Annotated in this window: 16 protein-coding genes, 1 tRNA gene, 2 riboswitches and 1 other annotated feature; of the genes, 4 read left to right on the forward strand and 13 right to left on the reverse strand. The window is 43.7% G+C overall.

The window, feature by feature from the left end; all coding sequences use genetic code 11:
• Window positions 1-34: 34 nt before the first annotated feature.
• On the reverse strand, window positions 35-355 hold the full coding sequence (gene clpS / locus L3V23_RS01145) for an ATP-dependent Clp protease adapter ClpS (RefSeq protein WP_042482186.1): 321 nt from the start codon (window positions 353-355) through the stop codon (window positions 35-37).
• 529 nt (window positions 356-884) lie between these two features.
• On the opposite strand from clpS, the gene cspD reads away from it, so the two are divergent.
• Window positions 885-1,106: a cold shock domain-containing protein CspD gene (gene cspD, locus L3V23_RS01150; protein WP_042481960.1), complete on the forward strand. Its 222-nt coding sequence runs from the start codon at window positions 885-887 to the stop codon at window positions 1,104-1,106.
• Window positions 1,107-1,238: 132 nt separating this feature from the next.
• Here cspD and L3V23_RS01155 read toward each other — a convergent pair whose 3' ends face one another.
• Window positions 1,239-3,467: an NADP-dependent isocitrate dehydrogenase gene (locus L3V23_RS01155; protein ID WP_237291811.1), complete on the reverse strand. Its 2,229-nt coding sequence runs from the start codon at window positions 3,465-3,467 to the stop codon at window positions 1,239-1,241.
• A gap of 315 nt (window positions 3,468-3,782) precedes the next feature.
• Between L3V23_RS01155 and L3V23_RS01160 the strand changes: the two genes are divergently transcribed.
• Complete coding sequence (locus L3V23_RS01160; RefSeq protein WP_237291812.1) at window positions 3,783-4,481, forward strand: rRNA large subunit pseudouridine synthase E; 699 nt, start codon at window positions 3,783-3,785, stop codon at window positions 4,479-4,481.
• Here the strand turns inward: L3V23_RS01160 and thiD are convergent.
• Window positions 4,465-5,283 carry a bifunctional hydroxymethylpyrimidine kinase/phosphomethylpyrimidine kinase gene (thiD, locus tag L3V23_RS01165; protein ID WP_102987619.1) on the reverse strand — a complete coding sequence of 273 codons (819 nt, stop codon included), beginning with the start codon at window positions 5,281-5,283 and terminating at the stop codon, window positions 4,465-4,467. The genes L3V23_RS01160 and thiD overlap by 17 nt on opposite strands.
• Before the next feature lie 82 nt (window positions 5,284-5,365).
• Window positions 5,366-5,463, reverse strand: a riboswitch (TPP riboswitch).
• 108 nt (window positions 5,464-5,571) lie between these two features.
• Here thiD and L3V23_RS01170 point away from each other — a divergent pair.
• Window positions 5,572-5,647, forward strand: a tRNA-Lys gene (locus L3V23_RS01170).
• A 125-nt stretch (window positions 5,648-5,772) separates the two neighbouring features.
• Here the strand turns inward: L3V23_RS01170 and hisIE are convergent.
• From hisIE to L3V23_RS01215, 9 genes are all read right to left on the reverse strand, one after another.
• A complete protein-coding gene (hisIE, locus tag L3V23_RS01175; RefSeq protein WP_102952972.1) occupies window positions 5,773-6,384 on the reverse strand; it encodes a bifunctional phosphoribosyl-AMP cyclohydrolase/phosphoribosyl-ATP diphosphatase HisIE in 612 nt (203 codons plus the stop codon).
• Window positions 6,381-7,154, reverse strand: coding sequence for an imidazole glycerol phosphate synthase subunit HisF (hisF, locus tag L3V23_RS01180; protein WP_237291813.1), 774 nt, complete (start codon window positions 7,152-7,154; stop codon window positions 6,381-6,383). Before hisF ends, hisIE begins: the two co-directional genes overlap by 4 nt.
• Entirely contained in the window at window positions 7,136-7,873 is a 738-nt protein-coding gene (hisA, locus tag L3V23_RS01185) for a 1-(5-phosphoribosyl)-5-[(5-phosphoribosylamino)methylideneamino]imidazole-4-carboxamide isomerase (RefSeq protein ID WP_102952971.1), read from the reverse strand. The genes hisF and hisA overlap by 19 nt, the downstream gene beginning before the upstream one ends.
• A 53-nt stretch (window positions 7,874-7,926) precedes the next feature.
• Window positions 7,927-8,544 (reverse strand): imidazole glycerol phosphate synthase subunit HisH, encoded by a 618-nt coding sequence (gene hisH, locus L3V23_RS01190; RefSeq protein WP_237291814.1) that lies wholly within the window; start codon window positions 8,542-8,544, stop codon window positions 7,927-7,929.
• Window positions 8,544-9,617, reverse strand: coding sequence for a bifunctional histidinol-phosphatase/imidazoleglycerol-phosphate dehydratase HisB (gene hisB / locus L3V23_RS01195; protein ID WP_237291815.1), 1,074 nt, complete (start codon window positions 9,615-9,617; stop codon window positions 8,544-8,546). The genes hisH and hisB overlap by 1 nt, the downstream gene beginning before the upstream one ends.
• A gap of 13 nt (window positions 9,618-9,630) precedes the next feature.
• On the reverse strand, window positions 9,631-10,671 hold the full coding sequence (gene hisC / locus L3V23_RS01200) for a histidinol-phosphate transaminase (protein ID WP_042481943.1): 1,041 nt from the start codon (window positions 10,669-10,671) through the stop codon (window positions 9,631-9,633).
• A 5-nt stretch (window positions 10,672-10,676) separates the two neighbouring features.
• Window positions 10,677-11,984 carry a histidinol dehydrogenase gene (hisD, locus tag L3V23_RS01205; RefSeq protein WP_102952967.1) on the reverse strand — a complete coding sequence of 436 codons (1,308 nt, stop codon included), beginning with the start codon at window positions 11,982-11,984 and terminating at the stop codon, window positions 10,677-10,679.
• Window positions 11,985-11,989: 5 nt separating this feature from the next.
• Window positions 11,990-12,886, reverse strand: coding sequence for an ATP phosphoribosyltransferase (gene hisG / locus L3V23_RS01210; RefSeq protein ID WP_042481938.1), 897 nt, complete (start codon window positions 12,884-12,886; stop codon window positions 11,990-11,992).
• A 53-nt stretch (window positions 12,887-12,939) separates the two neighbouring features.
• Window positions 12,940-13,076, reverse strand: a sequence feature (His leader region).
• Between the two features lie 187 nt (window positions 13,077-13,263).
• Window positions 13,264-14,865: a Na+/H+ antiporter NhaC family protein gene (locus L3V23_RS01215; RefSeq protein WP_042481936.1), complete on the reverse strand. Its 1,602-nt coding sequence runs from the start codon at window positions 14,863-14,865 to the stop codon at window positions 13,264-13,266.
• Window positions 14,866-14,981: 116 nt separating this feature from the next.
• A riboswitch (Lysine riboswitch) is annotated at window positions 14,982-15,164 on the reverse strand.
• A gap of 402 nt (window positions 15,165-15,566) precedes the next feature.
• On the opposite strand from L3V23_RS01215, the gene L3V23_RS01220 reads away from it, so the two are divergent.
• Window positions 15,567-15,977 (forward strand): H-NS family nucleoid-associated regulatory protein, encoded by a 411-nt coding sequence (locus tag L3V23_RS01220; RefSeq protein WP_042481934.1) that lies wholly within the window; start codon window positions 15,567-15,569, stop codon window positions 15,975-15,977.
• Window positions 15,978-16,070: 93 nt separating this feature from the next.
• Here L3V23_RS01220 and L3V23_RS01225 read toward each other — a convergent pair whose 3' ends face one another.
• Window positions 16,071-17,375 carry an inosine/guanosine kinase gene (locus L3V23_RS01225; protein ID WP_042481932.1) on the reverse strand — a complete coding sequence of 435 codons (1,305 nt, stop codon included), beginning with the start codon at window positions 17,373-17,375 and terminating at the stop codon, window positions 16,071-16,073.
• Window positions 17,376-17,624: the final 249 nt, after the last annotated feature.

Raw genomic sequence — 17,624 nt, forward strand, 5'->3', positions numbered from 1 at the left:
AGGCCTCCTTAAAGAACAACCACATCTGCAAATGTTACGCTTTTTCCATCGTACAAAGCAGTGGATGCTCGTTTTCCCGTGCGTACATTGTCACCTGAGCGACTTTCGTTTCTGCAACTTCAGCAGTAAACGTGCCACAAATTGCTTTCCCTTCATAATGAACTCTGAGCATCACTTGTGTCGCTTTTTCTATGTCCATAGAGAAGAAGCGTTCAAGGATTTCTATTACAAAATCCATCGGTGTGTAGTCGTCATTATTCAGTATAACGTTATACATCGACGGCGGTTTTGTTGCTGTTTTTTCTCGCTCCAGTAGATCTGAGTCTGGAGTAACCCATTCGAAGTTTTTACTCATGATGGCCGTATTTAGGAGTGTTTCTCTTAAAAATGTCTCTTCTCTTACTATGTCATCACTTTTGATAACTAAGGCGCTGTCAGTGAAGGTGAAAAACAATCCTTACTTAGAGACTAATGCAGCAATTGTATCGCTGCAAATAAAACATTGCTATTAACAAACGAGTTTATTCTAAACGTTCAAAAACTCGTCACCTTTATGTAACACTATTTGGTTTAAAGTCCCAAGCTGAGTCAGTCATAACCAGCATGAATGCTTGTTTCACGATTGACATCAAATGAATTGGGGATATCTCAAAAGTGATTTGCTTATAAAAGTATGCATTTTTATACCATTCTCCTATTGACTGTGCTCAATCATTGACTACATTGGTCAAATAGTGACTAAAAATTTGGCAGCGGCTGAATCTATATTCACTAATTGGAGTAATCAACATCAAGTCATTTGATCAAACTATCTACGTAGTAAATCAATAAGAGTAATTTCTCCGCAACAACATCAGTAACAAAATGCATGAGGGACGTATAGCATGGCTACAGGTACAGTAAAATGGTTCAATAACGCCAAAGGATTTGGTTTTATCTGTCCAGAAGGCGAAGATGGAGACATTTTTGCTCATTATTCTACTATCCAAATGGATGGCTACCGCACACTGAAAGCGGGACAGCAAGTAGCATATGAAGTTGAACAGGGACCTAAAGGCTACCACGCTAGTAGTGTCGTACCTATTGAAGGGCAACAATCTAAATAGTTCGCTGCCGAGTAAATCCTTACCATTTACTGACCCATTGGTTATTTAAATGCTAACGATTTATAAATTGATAGATATGAAAAACCCGCCTCTTGGCGGGTTTTGTGTTTTATCGTCAAGCGTCGTTTGAGCTTATGCGCGATCTACGATGCTGTTCAGTGTTGAACTTGGACGCATTAGATTAGAAACCATCGCATCGTTTAATGCATAGTAACCACCTAAATCACCCGCAACGCCTTGAGCACCATTTAGCTCAGCAACAATTTTCTCTTCGCTAGCCAATAGCTGCTCAGCCACTGGTGCAAACTCAGCCGCAAGGTCGGCATCTTGAGTCTGTTCTGCCAACGCTTCTGCCCAATATGTCGCTAAGTAGTAATGACTACCACGGTTATCTAGCTCACCTACTTTACGTGATGGCGACTTGTTAAGGTCTAGGAATTTACCTGTCGCTTTATCTAACGCGTCAGCCAATACTTGCGCTTTCGCATTGCCAGTCACCACACTTAGATGCTCTAGAGAAGCAGCAAGCGCTAGGAATTCACCCAAAGAATCCCAACGTAGGTGGTTCTCTTTTTGGACTTGCTGTACATGCTTAGGAGCAGAACCACCAGCACCTGTTTCAAACAGACCGCCGCCATTCATCAGTGGAACGATTGAAAGCATCTTCGCAGAAGTGCCCAGCTCTAGAATTGGGAACAAGTCTGTTAGGTAGTCACGTAGTACGTTACCTGTTACAGAAATGGTGTCTTTACCTTCTTTGATACGCGCTAGCGAGTATAGCGTTGCATCTACAGGTGAAAGGATCTTGATCTCCAGACCAGAAGTATCGTGCTCAGGCAGATACTGCTTCACTTTCTTAATCAGCTCAGCATCGTGTGCACGTGCTTCGTCTAACCAGAATACTGCTGGTGTATTGGTTGCACGAGCGCGGTTTACTGCAAGCTTAACCCAGTCTTGAATCGGCGCATCTTTAACTTGGCACATACGGAAGATATCGCCAGCTTCAACTTGTTGCTCAAGCAGCACATTACCTGCCGCATCAACAACACGTACTGCACCATCTCCATCTAGAATGAAAGTTTTATCGTGAGAACCGTATTCTTCCGCTTTTTGAGCCATCAGACCCACGTTTGGCACGCTACCCATAGTGGTTGGGTCAAATGCACCGTGCTCTTTACAGAATTCAATTACAGCTTGGTAAACGCCAGCGTAACAACGATCTGGGATCACTGCTTTAGTATCTTTCTGCTTACCGTCTGGACCCCACATTTGACCGGATGAGCGGATCATCGCTGGCATAGACGCGTCAACGATAATGTCGCTAGGTACGTGTAGGTTGGTAATACCGCGGTCAGAGTCAACCATCGCCAGTGGCGGTTGAGTTGCATAAACCGCTTGAAGTGCAGCTTCAATCTCTTCACGTTGTGCCTGAGGTAATGCTTGGATTTTCGCATACACATCACCTAGACCGTTGTTTACATCAACACCAAGTTGCTCGAATACGTCACCGTACTTGTCGAACACTTCTTTGTAGTAAACCTTAACAGCATGACCAAAGATGACTGGGTCAGACACTTTCATCATGGTTGCTTTCATGTGTAGAGAAAGCAGGACGTCTTGTTGTTTTGCGTCAGCAATCTCTTTTTCGAAGAACTCTACAAGCGCTTTCTTGTTCAAAACGCTTGCATCAATAATTTCTTTGTCTTTCAGTGCAAAAGGCTTTTTCAGTTCTTTCGTTGAACCATCTTTGCCGACAAACTGAATAGAGACTTGTGTTGCACCGTCTACAGTGACCGATTTTTCAGTACCGAAGAAGTCCTTATCACTCATGCTAGAAACGTGAGATTTAGAATCCGCAGACCAAGCACCCATTGAGTGTGGGTTCTTCTTCGCATAGTTTTTCACTGATGCAGGAGCACGACGGTCAGAGTTACCTTCACGCAGTACAGGGTTTACCGCACTACCTTTGATTTTGTCGTACGTTGCTTTAATCGCTTCTTCTTCGTAAGTTGCAGGCTCTTCTGGGTAATTTGGAAGTGAAAAACCTTTGTCTTGAAGTTCTTTGATCGCCGCTTTTAACTGAGGAACCGATGCTGAGATGTTTGGCAATTTGATGATGTTCGCTTCGGGAGTTTGTGCAAGTTCACCGAGTTCCGTCAGAGCGTCACCAACGCGCTGGTCTTCTTTCAAATGCTCTGGGAAGTTAGCAAGAATACGTCCTGCTAAAGAAATATCACGAGTTTCAATTTCAATACCCGACGATGCCGTAAATGACTGGATAATAGGCAGCAATGAATAAGTAGCTAGAGCTGGGGCTTCGTCTGTAATTGTATAAATAATTGTAGGTTTATCTGTTGGCATGAACTTTCCCTATTTGTTCTAACAACACACGGGCATGTGTTGTGTGAATGTACGGCTCAAGCGGGAAACATCCCAAACTTGTGCACGATAGTCTCACTCTTTCTTTTTTGTATTCGAATAACGTCTATGTGTTTTAGACCACAACGAGTCTTAAATACAGTCCTTGAGTGAAGATAGTTATAATTAAACAAAATTAGGATAATAGTCTATCATCTTGTCGTTTATCCTATTTCTGGGCGCGAAAATTGTAGCGCAAAAGCGAGTTTCAGAAAACTTTCAAACACACTTCATTTACATTTTTGCAAGGTAGTTAACATGTCATCCAGCTCGCGTAGAAGCACGGCTAAGGCTCCTCAGTCGACTCATAAACCGCGTTTCAAACAAGGGAATCGTTCTTCTGGGCGCACTTCAACAAGTCAAAGAGCACGTAAACCTGCGGTTCAGAAACCAAAAGTGAACATTGAAGATCGTAAAGTCATTGTTTTTAATAAACCTTATGACACGTTAAGCCAGTTTACTGATGGTGAAGGCAGAAAAACGCTCGCCGATTTCATAACAGTAAAAGATGTATATGCAGCAGGCCGCCTCGATCGCGATAGTGAAGGTCTGATGGTGTTAACCAACGATGGAATTTTACAAGCCAAACTGACTCAGCCTGAATCAAAATCGCCTAAAACCTACTGGGTTCAAGTTGAAGGTGCACCGACAGAGTCAGATTTAGAACCACTTAGAAACGGAGTGACACTAAAGGACGGGCCAACGCTTCCAGCGCAAGTCGTGGTGATTGAAGAGCCCCAGTTATGGCCTCGGAATCCACCAGTGCGCTTTCGCGCAGCCATTCCAACCACATGGCTTGCAATTACCATCATTGAAGGTCGTAACCGACAAGTAAGGCGCATGACAGCGCACATCGGCTTCCCTACTCTGCGTCTGATTCGCTACTCAATGGGGAATATTGAGTTGGGCGACCTTCAGCCTGGAGAGTGGAAAGAAATTTCTATTGATGCAGCATAAAGAAATGATCGACGGGGCCTCTGCCCTGTCCAACATCAAGTAAATCAGCATGTCCTATCGCTTGGGTAATGTATTCCTTCGCATGACTGACCGCTGAAAGCATATCTTCTCCCTGAGCCAAAAACGAAGCAATGGCCGAAGACAAGGTACAACCCGTCCCATGAGTATTGGGAGTGTGAATTCTCTCAGCACTTAATCTGTGAGTTTCATTTTGGGTAATCAACAGGTCATCACTCTCATCAGACGCCTCTAAATGCCCGCCTTTGAGCAATACCGCAGAAGTACTTAACTGACGCATTGCAGTAACCATCTGCTCAATTTGCTCAGCGTCTCTTGGCATATCGAGTCCTGTCAGTGCTGCGGCTTCTGGTAGATTTGGCGTAATAATGCTTGCGAGAGGCAACAAGCGTTCTTTCAAGCTGTCTATCGCGGTTTCTTTTAGCAGTAAATCGCCACTGGTTGCCACCATAACTGTATCCAACACAATGTGTTTTGGTCGATATTGTTCCAGCTTATCCGCTACCAAATTGATGATATCGGCATCCGCCAACATGCCAATTTTTACCGCGACAATATTGAGATCTTGGAATACTGCATCTAACTGACTTTCAATATGAGCTAAAGGAATGGGCAAGATATCAAACACACCCAATGTATTTTGAGAGGTAATCGCGGTGATAACCGAAGCCGCGTAACCGCCAGTCGCGGATATCGCTTTGATATCGGCTTGAATACCCGCACCACCACCACTGTCCGATCCGGCAATAGTCAGTACAACAGGAATTGTATTGGATTTAGGCATAACTGTTCCTTTGAGGTAAGACGTACAGGAACAGTCTCTCGAAAGCGCATCTGAGCTAGATACCAGAACGAGATATACAATCGCAAAGATTGGATTAGTTCCCTACGTCAGTATTAGCTGAATCAGGTTCAACGGGTCTCGCAATGCGATCTCAGCCCAAAGGCTCCCCGACTAATGGCGGACAGAATAACAATTAAATTGTCCGTTTTGCAATTTATAACTTTCACAACGATAAGTGGTCGAATCGATACTATAATTCGTTATATCAAAGTGTATTTTTCAATACGTAGGCCGTTAACTCAGTTGGTAGAGTAGTTGACTCTTAATCAATCGGTCGCGGGTTCGAGCCCCGCACGGCCTACCAACAGCTGATTAATCGCAAATGGGAATCGAACGCAAACTCGCATAAATTCATCCATGAAGCTCTGCCGAACCATCCATGGTTCGGAAGGTTTGCTTATCGAAACCCATTAACCAATTCAGTTAACTTTACTTATGACGCTCTTTGAGCTTATTAATCACATCATTCATTGACAAACCTTGGTCTTGAAGCAAGACAAGTAAGTGATAAATCAAGTCCGCAGACTCGCACACTAACTCCGCCTTATCGCCCGACGTCGCCGCAAGCGCGACTTCAACACCTTCTTCGCCCACTTTCTGCGAAATGCGTTTGGTGCCACGTGCATAAAGACTAGCTGTGTAAGAGGAGTCTGGGTCGGCACTCTTGCGGGCAGCCAATAGCTGCTCAAGTTGATGAAGCCACACCATTTGTGATTCCTCTTGCGCATCGCCGTCCCAACACGTTGTTGTCCCTGTGTGGCACGTTGGGCCAATCGGATTTACTTTCACTAGCAAGGTGTCTTGGTCGCAGTCCAAAGCAATATTTTTCAATTGCAACACGTTGCCAGAGGTTTCACCTTTGGTCCACAGGCGCTGCTTGGTGCGCGAATAGAAAGTGACTTGTTCTGTTTCCAATGTTTTCGCTAGTGCTTCTTGGTTCATGTAGCCCATCATGAGCACTTGGCTTGAACCAAAGTCCTGCACAATCGCAGGAACAAGACCATCAACCTTTTCCCAATTAATTCGTTCCGCTAGGCTCATAGTCTCACCTCAACCGCTTGTTGTTTTAAATATTGCTTGAGTTCACCAATATTGATGATTTGTTTGTGGAATACAGACGCTGCTAACGCACCATCCACATTCGCCAACTTGAATGCATCGGCGAAATGCTCCATTGCGCCGGCACCGCCAGAAGCAATTAATGGAACACGGCACACGGAGCGAACCATATTCAGCTGCTCAAGGTCGTAACCGTTACGCACGCCGTCTTGGTTCATCATGTTCAATACGATTTCGCCCGCGCCACGTTTTTGCACTTCCTGAACCCAATCTTTGGTTTCCCACTTGGTTGCTTTGGTGCGCGCTTCATCGCCTGTGAACTGGTAAACCTGATATTTGCCAGTTTCTTTGTCGAAGTATGAATCGATACCGACAACGATACATTGCACACCAAACTTATCTGCAAGGTCAGTGATTAGCTGAGGATTGGCTAATGCTGGTGAGTTAATCGAAACTTTATCTGCTCCAAACTCCAGAATACGCGCAGCATCTTCGGCTGATTTAATACCACCAGCCACACAGAAAGGAATATCAATGACTTCTGCAACGCGAGCTACCCAACTTTTATCAACCACACGGCCATCGCTTGAGGCGGTGATATCGTAAAACACTAACTCATCTGCGCCCTCTTCCGCATAACGTTTGGCTAGCGGAACGATGTCACCAATGATTTCGTGATTACGGAACTGAACACCTTTCACAACCTGACCGTCACGAACATCCAAACAAGGGATTATACGTTTTGCCAACATGCGAACGCCTCCTCTGTGGTGAATTTGCCATCAAGCAGAGCACGACCAACAATCACACCTGCAACACCACTACCTTTCAGTGCTTCAATATCCGCTAAACTGCCGATACCACCTGAAGATTGGAACTGAACTTGTGGGTATTGTTTGCAAAGGTCAACATACAGTTCAACGTTAGAGCCGGCTAGCGTTCCGTCACGTGAAATGTCGGTGCAGAGTACGTGTTTCAAACCGACGGTTAGGTAATCTTCAATCAGTGCTTCGATGGTGACACCTGAATCTTCCTGCCAGCCAGAAATCGCCACTTTGCGAGTACCGTCAGCATCGATATTAATATCCAAAGCCAACACGATTTTTTCTGCGCCGTATTTGGTCATCCAACCCTTAACAAGCTCAGGTTGCTTAACAGCGGTTGAGCCAACCACAACGCGTTGCGCTCCAGCTTCCAGTAAATCAATCACGTCTTGTTCGGTGCGAACACCACCACCAATTTGAATATTAGCGGGGGTACCTGCGAGTAACTTAGCAATAAGGTCTAACTGACGTGCACTGGTGTCTTTTGCGCCGGTTAAATCCACTAGATGAAGCCAGTCAGCGCCAGCTTTGTTGTATAAATTAAATTGTTCTACTGGGTCGACTTTATATTCTGTCACTTGGCCGTAATCGCCCTGATAGAGGCGTACAACCTGACCTTCAATTAAATCTAATGCGGGAATAATCATTTCTGTTCCTTATTCGACTTGCCGCTTTATCGCTTACAGCTTCCGTTTATTATTTAGAGCTCTAGAAAGTTCTGAATTAATTTAGAACCGGCTTTTGATGAACGCTCTGGGTGGAATTGAACGCCGTAATAGTTGCCATTTTGAATCGCTGCGCTAAATGGATTTCCGTAGTCACATTGTGCGATGGTGTAATCACCTACTGGCATTGCAAAGCTGTGTACAAAATAGAAGTACTCACCCTCTTCAATATCTTTGAAAAGCAGGTTGCCAGCTTTAGCCGAAACGGTATTCCAGCCCATGTGAGGCAATGGCAAATCACCGGTTTGCATTAAGCGAACTTCACCTTCAACTAAGCCTAGACATTCAACGATATCATCCGCTTTCTGTCCTTTCTCTTCAGAAAGTTTGCCTAGTAGCTGCATACCTAAACAGATGCCAAGTAGCGGTTTATCTACCTTAGCCACAAGCTCGATTAAGTTACGTTCTTCAAGGTTCTTCATCGCTTCGCTCGCTGTTCCTACACCAGGTAAGAACAGCTTATCCGCAGCAAGAACCACTGCAGGGTCTTTCGAAATCGTCACTGGGTAGCCCAAACGTTCAATGGCGAATTTCACGGAAGAAACGTTGGCACAACCTGTATCGATAATGACAACTTTTTGTTCATTCGCCATTAGAGAACCCCTTTGCTGCTTGGCAACTCATTTCCTTGTACTTGAATAGCTTGACGCAGTGTACGACCAAACGCCTTAAATAAGCTTTCAATGATGTGGTGGTCATTCTCACCAGTAGAAGACAAGTGCAGAGTGCACGCGAGCGTGTCAGTTAGTGAGCGGAAGAAGTGATATACCATCTCAGTGGATAAATCGCCTACTTCTGGGCGGCTGAACTCAGCGTCAAATTTCAAATACGGGCGACCTGATAGATCGAGCGCACATTGCGCCAAACATTCGTCCATCGGCAGCGTGAAACCAAAACGACCGATACCACGCTTATCACCTAAGGCTTCTTTAATCGCTTGGCCTAATGCTAATGCGGTATCTTCAACCGTGTGGTGATCGTCGATGTGCAGGTCACCATCCACTTTAAGCTTTAATTGGAAACCACCGTGAGTGGCTATTTGATCAAGCATGTGGTCAAAGAAACCTAAACCGGTTTCGATTTCGTTACCGCCAGTCTCATCCAAATTCACCGCGACCTTGATATCGGTTTCTTTTGTCTTACGAACCACACTTGCTGTACGAGCTTTAACAGTGAGATCTTTAACAATTTGAGGCCAGTTCATGATTTCAGGATTGTACTGAATACCGCGAATAGCCATGTTCTCTGCCAGTTGCAGATCCGTTAATCGGTCGCCAATTACAACCGATGATTTAAAGTCAACTTTGCCGCCTTGAAGGTACTCTTTCACCATGCCTAACTTAGGCTTACGGCAAGAACAATTGTCTTTTTCGAAGTGAGGACAAATCAACACATCATCAAACTTCACACCTTGAGAAGAGAAGATATCCATCATCATGTTGTGTGGAGCATCGAAGTCTTCTTGCGGATAGCTGCTTGTGCCTAAACCATCTTGGTTGGTCACCATAACTAAGCGATAGCCAGCTTCTTGTAGAGTCAGCAAGCTTGGGATAACAAAAGGTTCCAGTTTCAGTTTGTCTAAACGGTCAACCTGAAAATCCACCGGAGGCTCAACAATTAAGGTGCCGTCACGGTCGATAAAGAGAATTTTCTGTTGGGTGCTCATTGTAGAATCCTTTCTATTGGTAGTAGTTACGAATAAACGCGACCGTCTTTTCGCACTCTTCTCTATTGCCTACGCTAATGCGCACGCAGTCTTCAATTGGTGAATTACGTAAAATAATACCTGCGTCCCAAGCGGCTTTGAACAATGCATCGCCATCAGGGAATTTAACCAGCAAATAGTTGCCCCAACCTTCAAACACTTGAACGCCACTCACCATAGACAGACCTACTTGCATGTAAGCTCGGTTAGCATTCAGATCCAGCACTTGGTATTTAGCACGTGCAAGGCCCGCTTCAGACAGCGCTTGTGTCGCAATTTCAGCCACAGGTACTGGCACTGGATAAGGTGCGATGACCTTTAACAGTACATTGATTAGTTCTTCATTGGCCAAGGTAAAACCACAACGTAACCCTGCAAGAGCAAACGCTTTAGATAGCGTGCGTAGGATCGCCAAGTTTGGATACTGTGCCAGCAAATCGACTGTAGATGCTTCTGGGCAGAAATCGATGTAGGCTTCGTCCATCACGACAATCGCGCGGTCTTTGGTCATTTCTAGCAGAGTGACAATGTCCTCACGCTTAACCAAGTTCCCCGTTGGGTTATTTGGGCTACAAACAAATACCAGCTTTACGTTTTCCAGATTGGCTTCGATGTTGGCTAAATCTAACTGCCATTCTGCGGTTAGCGGTACTTTCTTGCGTTCAACGCCAATGGTTTCTGCACTGATTGCGTACATGCCGTAAGTCGGTGGGCAGAACAAAATCGCATCTTGGTTTGGCTCACAAAAAGCACGCACCAATAATTCAATGCCTTCATCAGCGCCACGAGAAGTTAGTACTTGCTCTGGCTTCACCCCTGCATATGCTGCATAAGCGTTGATTAACTCTGGTGGCTGGCATTCGCTATAACGGTTTAAGCGAGCAAAATTGGTCTTGTATTCGTTGTTGAATGGCGATTCGTTAGCGTTTAGCCACACATCACCACTTCCGCCAATACGGCGAGCAGAAAGATAAGGCGTTAATTCTTGAACTTGTTTACGAGCGAGTTTTTCCATGATGATTACGCCTTCTGTCCTTTTTCAATAGCAAGCTTTTCAATACGAATCGTAACGGCACGTTTGTGTGCGTCTAAGCCTTCTGCTTCAGCCATTTTTACGACTGTTGGTGCTAGTGCTTTTAGACCATCAGCACTTAGCTCTTGTACTGTCATACGCTTGCTAAAATCTGCTAAACCTAAACTTGAATAAGTGCGAGTATAACCGTAGGTTGGCAGTACGTGGTTAGTGCCTGAAGCATAATCACCCACTGATTCTGGCGACCAATCACCCAAGAAAATTGAGCCTGCATTGTCTAACAGCGGCACTAATTCACGAGGATTCTTAGTCTGAACAATCAGGTGCTCTGGTCCATAGTAGTTAGAAATTGAAACAGCCTGAGTTAACGACTCTGCAATTATGATTAAGCTTGAAGCGAGAGCTTTTTCAGCAGTTGCTGCGCGAGATAGCGACTTAAGCTGTTTTTGAACCGCATCAGCCACTTGATCCGCAACGACTGGTGAAGGTGTGACCAAAACAACTTGTGAATCAGGGCCGTGCTCAGCTTGGCTTAGTAAGTCTGCTGCAATGAAATCTGCGTCCGCAGTTTCATCCGCAATCACTAACACTTCTGATGGACCTGCTGGCATATCAATCGCTGCACCACGAAAATCATTACTCACTTGGCGTTTTGCTTCTGTTACATACGCATTGCCTGGGCCAAAAATCTTATCCACTTTCGCTACGCTTTCCGTACCGTAAGCCATTGCTGCAATTGCTTGGCCGCCACCAACGTTATAAACCTCATCGATCTTACAAAGCTTAGCGACATAAAGAATTTCATCAGCAATCGGCGGAGGAGAACACAACACCACTTTACGACAACCTGCAATTTGTGCTGGAACACCAAGCATCAATACGGTTGAAGGTAATGGCGCGCTGCCACCTGGAATGTACAAACCTACTTTGTTGATTGCGCGAGTTACCTGTTCACACACAACACCTGGCATAGTTTCAACTTTAATCGGTGCTGCTTTTTGTGCTTTGTGAAATTTAGAGATGTTGTTGTAAGCCAATTCCAACGCTTGCTTCATTTCGTCATCAAGACGCTCACATGCCGCGTCAATTTCTTCTGCCGAAACACGAATTGAATCCGGTTTACACTTATCGAATTTCTCAGTCAGTTCTAACAGAGCAGAGTCACCTTCCGCCCGAACTTTGGCAATAACTTCCGCAACCGCAGCAGTGATATTCGCACCTTCAGCGATAGCAGGACGTTCCAATACTGAGTCTTGCTGAGTTTCACTCAGCGATTGCCAAACAATCGTTCTCATCGGGATTACTCCATCATCTTCTCAATTGGTAATACAAGAATAGAACTTGCACCAAGTGCTTTTAACTTTTCCATTGTTTCCCAGAACAAATTCTCAGCACTGACGAGGTGTACAGCTACGCGAGTTTTATCAGCAGAAAGAGGTAACACAGTTGGGTCTTCTGCGCCTGGAAGTAGCGCCGTGATTTGAGGTAGTTTTTCGACTGGTGCGTGCAGCATGATGTATTTCGATTCTTTCGCTTGTTGCACGCCGTTCATACGAGTAAGAAGACGGTCAATCAACGCAGCTTTATCTGGAGCAAATTCACCAGTACGTTGGATCAGCTTCGCTTTTGATTGGAAAATCACTTCAACTTCTTTTAAACCGTTCGCTTCAAGTGTCGCGCCTGTTGATACCAAGTCAGCAATTGCATCAGCAAGGCCTGCACGTGGAGCTACTTCAACTGAGCCAGTTAACATACAGGTACTAAAATCGATACCTTGTTCTGCCATGTACGCTTTTAGAAGTTGAGGATAGGTCGTTGCAATACGTTTGCCTTTAAGATCTTGTGGGCCGTTGTATTCCACATCTTTGTCGATTGCGATTGAAAGACGGCAACCGCCAAAGTCCATACGACGTAGGTCAACGAATTCGCTTGGCTGGTTTAGAGCAATACGGTCATAACGGGTTTCTTCTAACACGTTTTCACCAACAAAACCCAAGTCAACCACGCCATCCATAATCAAACCTGGGATATCGTCATCACGAACAAGAAGCAGGTCAATTGGCATATTTAACGAGTGAACCACTAAACGTTCGCCCATAACATTAAATTTAACCCCACATTTCTTTAGTAGGCTCTGGCATTCGTTGCTTAAACGACCTTTCTTTTGGACTGCTATTCTTAGGCGTTGTGTTTGCATTACATTCTTCCTTCGTAAAATATTGAAATCTTTAAGTTTTAATTAATCTAGATAGTAAAAAACCCTTGAGAGATTGGTCTCCCAAGGGTCTAAAATCTTAAAATTACTTTGATTTAACCACCGGGAGAATCCTGTCTCCCGGGTATGCGTACATCTCCCGAAAGACTCTTAGGGATGATGGTGACGATGAATATTCATGACAAAATTACGCATACTTAATTACACCGAATGTGTTCACTGGATTGCCTTCAACACTATCTAAGCTCGTCTCATTTTTCAACAAAAAATTTCACTTTTTTCCATCTTTTTCTGGTAGCAACTTTTCGAGCATAAAAAAGGAGGCCGAAGCCTCCTTTAATTTCCTGAAATAAAAAGCATTAAGCTTCGTTACAGGTCACCAACTTAGATTTTGCCAATGCGTTAAATACAAAGCACACTGCGATAAATGCCACTGTGGATGCAGCCAACGAAGCCAGCACTGATAGCGTCATACCAAGAACAATGAAACCAACGCATGATACACCTGCGACCGCTAGAGCATATGGAAGCTGAGTTGCTACGTGGTCAATATGATTACAACGAGCACCAGTTGAAGACAGAATAGTAGTATCTGAAATTGGTGAACAGTGGTCACCAAATACAGAACCCGCTAGTACCGCGCTCAGCATAGGTAGCATCAGAGCAATTTCAGTTGCACCTGCCATATCACCTGCGATTGGCAGCATGATACCGAACGTACCCCAAGATGTACCGGTAGAGAACGCCATAATACCGGACAATAGGAACAAAATAACTGGCAACCAATGCGGGTCGATGTTGCCTTGAGCTAACGAAGAGAGGTACGCGCCCGTTTTCATGTCACCGATTACTGAACCAATTGTCCAAGCAAAGACAAGGATTAGAATCGCACCAAACATCGATTTAGCACCAATCCACAGCGTACGTGCAATTTCAGTGATCGCGATACCTTGTTTAACTACGGTGAACAGAGCAACCGCTAAACCGACTAAACCACCGTAAATAAGTGATGTACCAACATCGGTATTTTCAAAAGCACCTAGCACGTTGAACGCTTTCCCATCAGCGGCTAGTTCTTGACCACCGGTATACAGCATTGAACCAACGGTCGCGATAATCAGCAGTACGATTGGGAAAATAAGGTCTGAAACTTTGCCCTTTTCACTTTCACGGATATCAAGCTCATCATTTAAATCTCGAGCTTGTTCGTCATTCTCAGACATATCATCATCGAAACCTTGGCCTTGAGAAGCATTGATTTCGTGTTGGCGCATCTGACCGATATCCATTTGGAACCATACAACTGCAAACACCATTAATAGTGCAAATACCGCATAGAAGTTCATCGGAACCAAACGCAGATAAGCACCAAGCGCAGAATACTCAGTAATACCGTGTGATACCAAAATGCCGCCGATGATAGTCATGATGTATGCGCCCCAGCTTGAAGCAGGCATAACAACACACATTGGTGCAGCAGTAGAGTCTAGGATGTAAGCCAGTTTAGCGCGTGAAACATAAAAGCGGTCAGTAACAGGACGAGAAATTGAGCCAACCGCTAAGCTGTTGAAATAGTCATCAACAAAAATGAAAACCCCTAAAAACGCAGCAAGTAGCTTTGAACCACGTTTGCTTTTCACGCGAACTTGGGCCCACTCGGCGAATGCACGAGTACCGCCAGAAAGCGTTAATAGTGCAGTCATCATTCCCAGCAGCAGCAAGAAGCCAACAATACTCATATTCCAAGTATTCAGGCCACCGTCTTCAACAAATACGTTTGTTACTTTGGTGCCGACATAACTAATTGCATCACCAATGGAGTAATCAGCAAGTAATAACGCGCCAAGGGCGATACCCATTCCAAGAGAAACAAGTACACGACGAGTAATAATAGCGAGACTCAACGCCACTAACGCAGGGACTAGTGACAAAGGAGACGAAGCAAAATCTAATAAATTCATGATCTTCAAAAACCAATAATATTTCGGTTAGAGATCTACTGCAGATAAACCACATCGAATATGTTCAATGCGATTAATGTTGAACTAAGCGAAAGGGAAGTGAACACTCCACCCAACCCTACAGTAGCGCTCCATAGTTTAACAACAATATAGACTATGGCAGTGTTGCCCCTATTCGATGACAACCCCAGCTAGCAGATTGATGGCCTGACTAACTTCGGCGATATGGCCTTTCTCCGGTATTCATTGGCATCACCCCAATACTGGATACTGATCAACATCGCTCCTCTACGTCGAAGATAGAACAATTACCTACGCAAACTTATTATTGCGTGATTATTGAGCTTACTCCGCTTTAGGTGTGACGTATTGTACTTAACAAAACTGTCAATGCAACATACAATTTCATTTTTCATTACCTCTATTTATTCACAGCGTGAATGAATTATATTTCATAACCTAACTCATAGAGTTTTAGACCTAATTACATTAATTGCATAAAAATAGTCCGTACCTGACGCTCTGAAGTCCTAATATTACCTTTCTTTTTTTAAGGCTAAGTTTTAAAAGGCTAACTTTAATTACTACCTATGGTGGAAATTTCAGAATATTTACATTAATGTTGAATTAATTATATTGTAAGAACTAATAAGTCGGTTTATTATTACCCCGTTAATTATTTAATTAAACAGGATTAAGAAATGTCGGAAATCACTAAAACTCTATTAAATATTCGTAGTCTTCGTGCATTTTCACGCGATCTAACTTTAGAGCAACTTGAAGAAGCGCTTGATAAATTAACGATCGTAGTTGAAGAGCGTAGAGAGTCTGAAGAAAAAGAACAAGCTGCTCTAGCTGAACAAGAAGCAAAATTAGCAGCAATTGCTGAGCAAATTGCTAATGACGGTATTGATGTTGAAGCATTAATTTCTGCTCTTGCTGGCGAAACAAAATCTAAATCAAAAGCAAAAGGCAAACGCGCACCTCGTCCAGCGAAATATAAATACATGGACAATGGCGTAGAGAAAACTTGGACAGGCCAAGGCCGTACACCTTCAGCAATTCAAAAAGCTTTAGATGAAGGCAAATCTCTAGAACAATTCGAAATTTAATTTTCTAGTTATCAAAAAAGGCTCCGAATTCGGAGCCTTTTTTATACCTATTATTAAATCATATTGATAGATGTAACTTTATTCAGGCTAGCGTTATCTTTCCCAATACGCTTCTTCTAAGCTATCTTCACGCTCAGGAAGACCTCGAGATAAACGAGGAGAATGCTGAGCTAGCACTTCATAACTTACACGGTTTGCATATTTACAAACTTGTGAGAAAGAAGAATAGGTTAAGAAATTATGTTGGTGCTTACTTGAATTAGGCACATTACCTTTATGATATTTATTGGCTGCCATGTCATGAAGCAATGCAGACAAAGCTGCATCACCTGCCCCATTCGTGTTCTTAATTTTCTCTGGACCACCCATATAAGGTGAAATATGAGAATAAACTCGAGTTGGATTTTCGCAGCTCAGTCTTGTTGCTGGGCGACTAAATTCGAAGCGATTGAACTCTGGAATAGCACCCGGCAATAATGGTAAAGAAGTCTCTCTTTTACTTTCTTCTTCGGTATAACCCGCCATATATAAACCAACAGGCCCTGCGGTACATAAAACTAAATCAACCCAATCTAATGCTTTATCCGATGCCATTAATGGATCACTTTCACCCGTTAATGCTTCTGCTTCATCTTCATTCATTGCAACAACAGAAACGTAATCACGCAAAAATTCTTGCCAATATTTAGGATCATCCTGAATAACGAATTTTGTTCCTAATGTTAATACAACTGGCACGTCATATTTCTTTGCATATTCAATTGCGCGCATTGTAGCTTGTGGCATTGGGTCGCCTTCTTTACAACGAACCAAATATGCGGTGATCACTAACGCAGATGCATTTTTAAATATTTTTTCAGGAATGCTGTCTGGGTGAAGCTTATTCATTTGGCCTTCGCTAATTGCAAAAGTACGCTCACCGTCTTCTGTAATTAAAGCGAAACAACGCCCGATTGCTCCGTCAACACCTTGCAGATAATTTAGATCCATCCGGCTAGAGGTATTACATAAATAACGATAACCGTAGCTGCCAATTTTAATATCTTGGCTCATCACACCCAATAGCGTTGAACGGTCATCGGCTAGCACAGAATAATTGTGCAAGGTATTGCCGATAGTTCCACCCGCAAATTCATTTTTGATTAAACCATTTTGCTTTAACTCAGTGTATAAAGCTTCAGCGGTCTCATCATCAATCACTAAAGAGTGACCTTTGCTCAGGCCATAACGCTCAATGAGTTCGGAATCCACTTTCGCTTCAATATCAACCAAGGTCTGATCAATACCGATAATATGTGTGCGAGATAATCTCTTATTATCTTGCGCTTGGATAACTAATGGATCACGTGCATCGACTGGAAAGTAATGCTTTGACTTACGTTGGCCAGGAAATTTCATAACGATAATTTAGGTGCGTGAGAAGAAAAGAGCCGGAATTTTACCCTGCGTCCAGTAAGGCGGCAACTCAACAAAGGATAGCAAACGTTTACGTGGACAAAGTTTTTTACACAAGAAATTTAGATAACGATTACATTTCTATTTATGGCATCAATAAAGCTTAAATACACCAAATCAGAAGTGTGAACTCAGTCTCTGATCTGTCCTCAAAAAAGTCTTTCTGTTAGAATCTGCGTCCAAGTCAATCAA

Source organism: Vibrio sp. A1-b2 (assembly GCF_021726015.1).
GTDB lineage: Bacteria > Pseudomonadota > Gammaproteobacteria > Enterobacterales > Vibrionaceae > Vibrio > Vibrio diazotrophicus.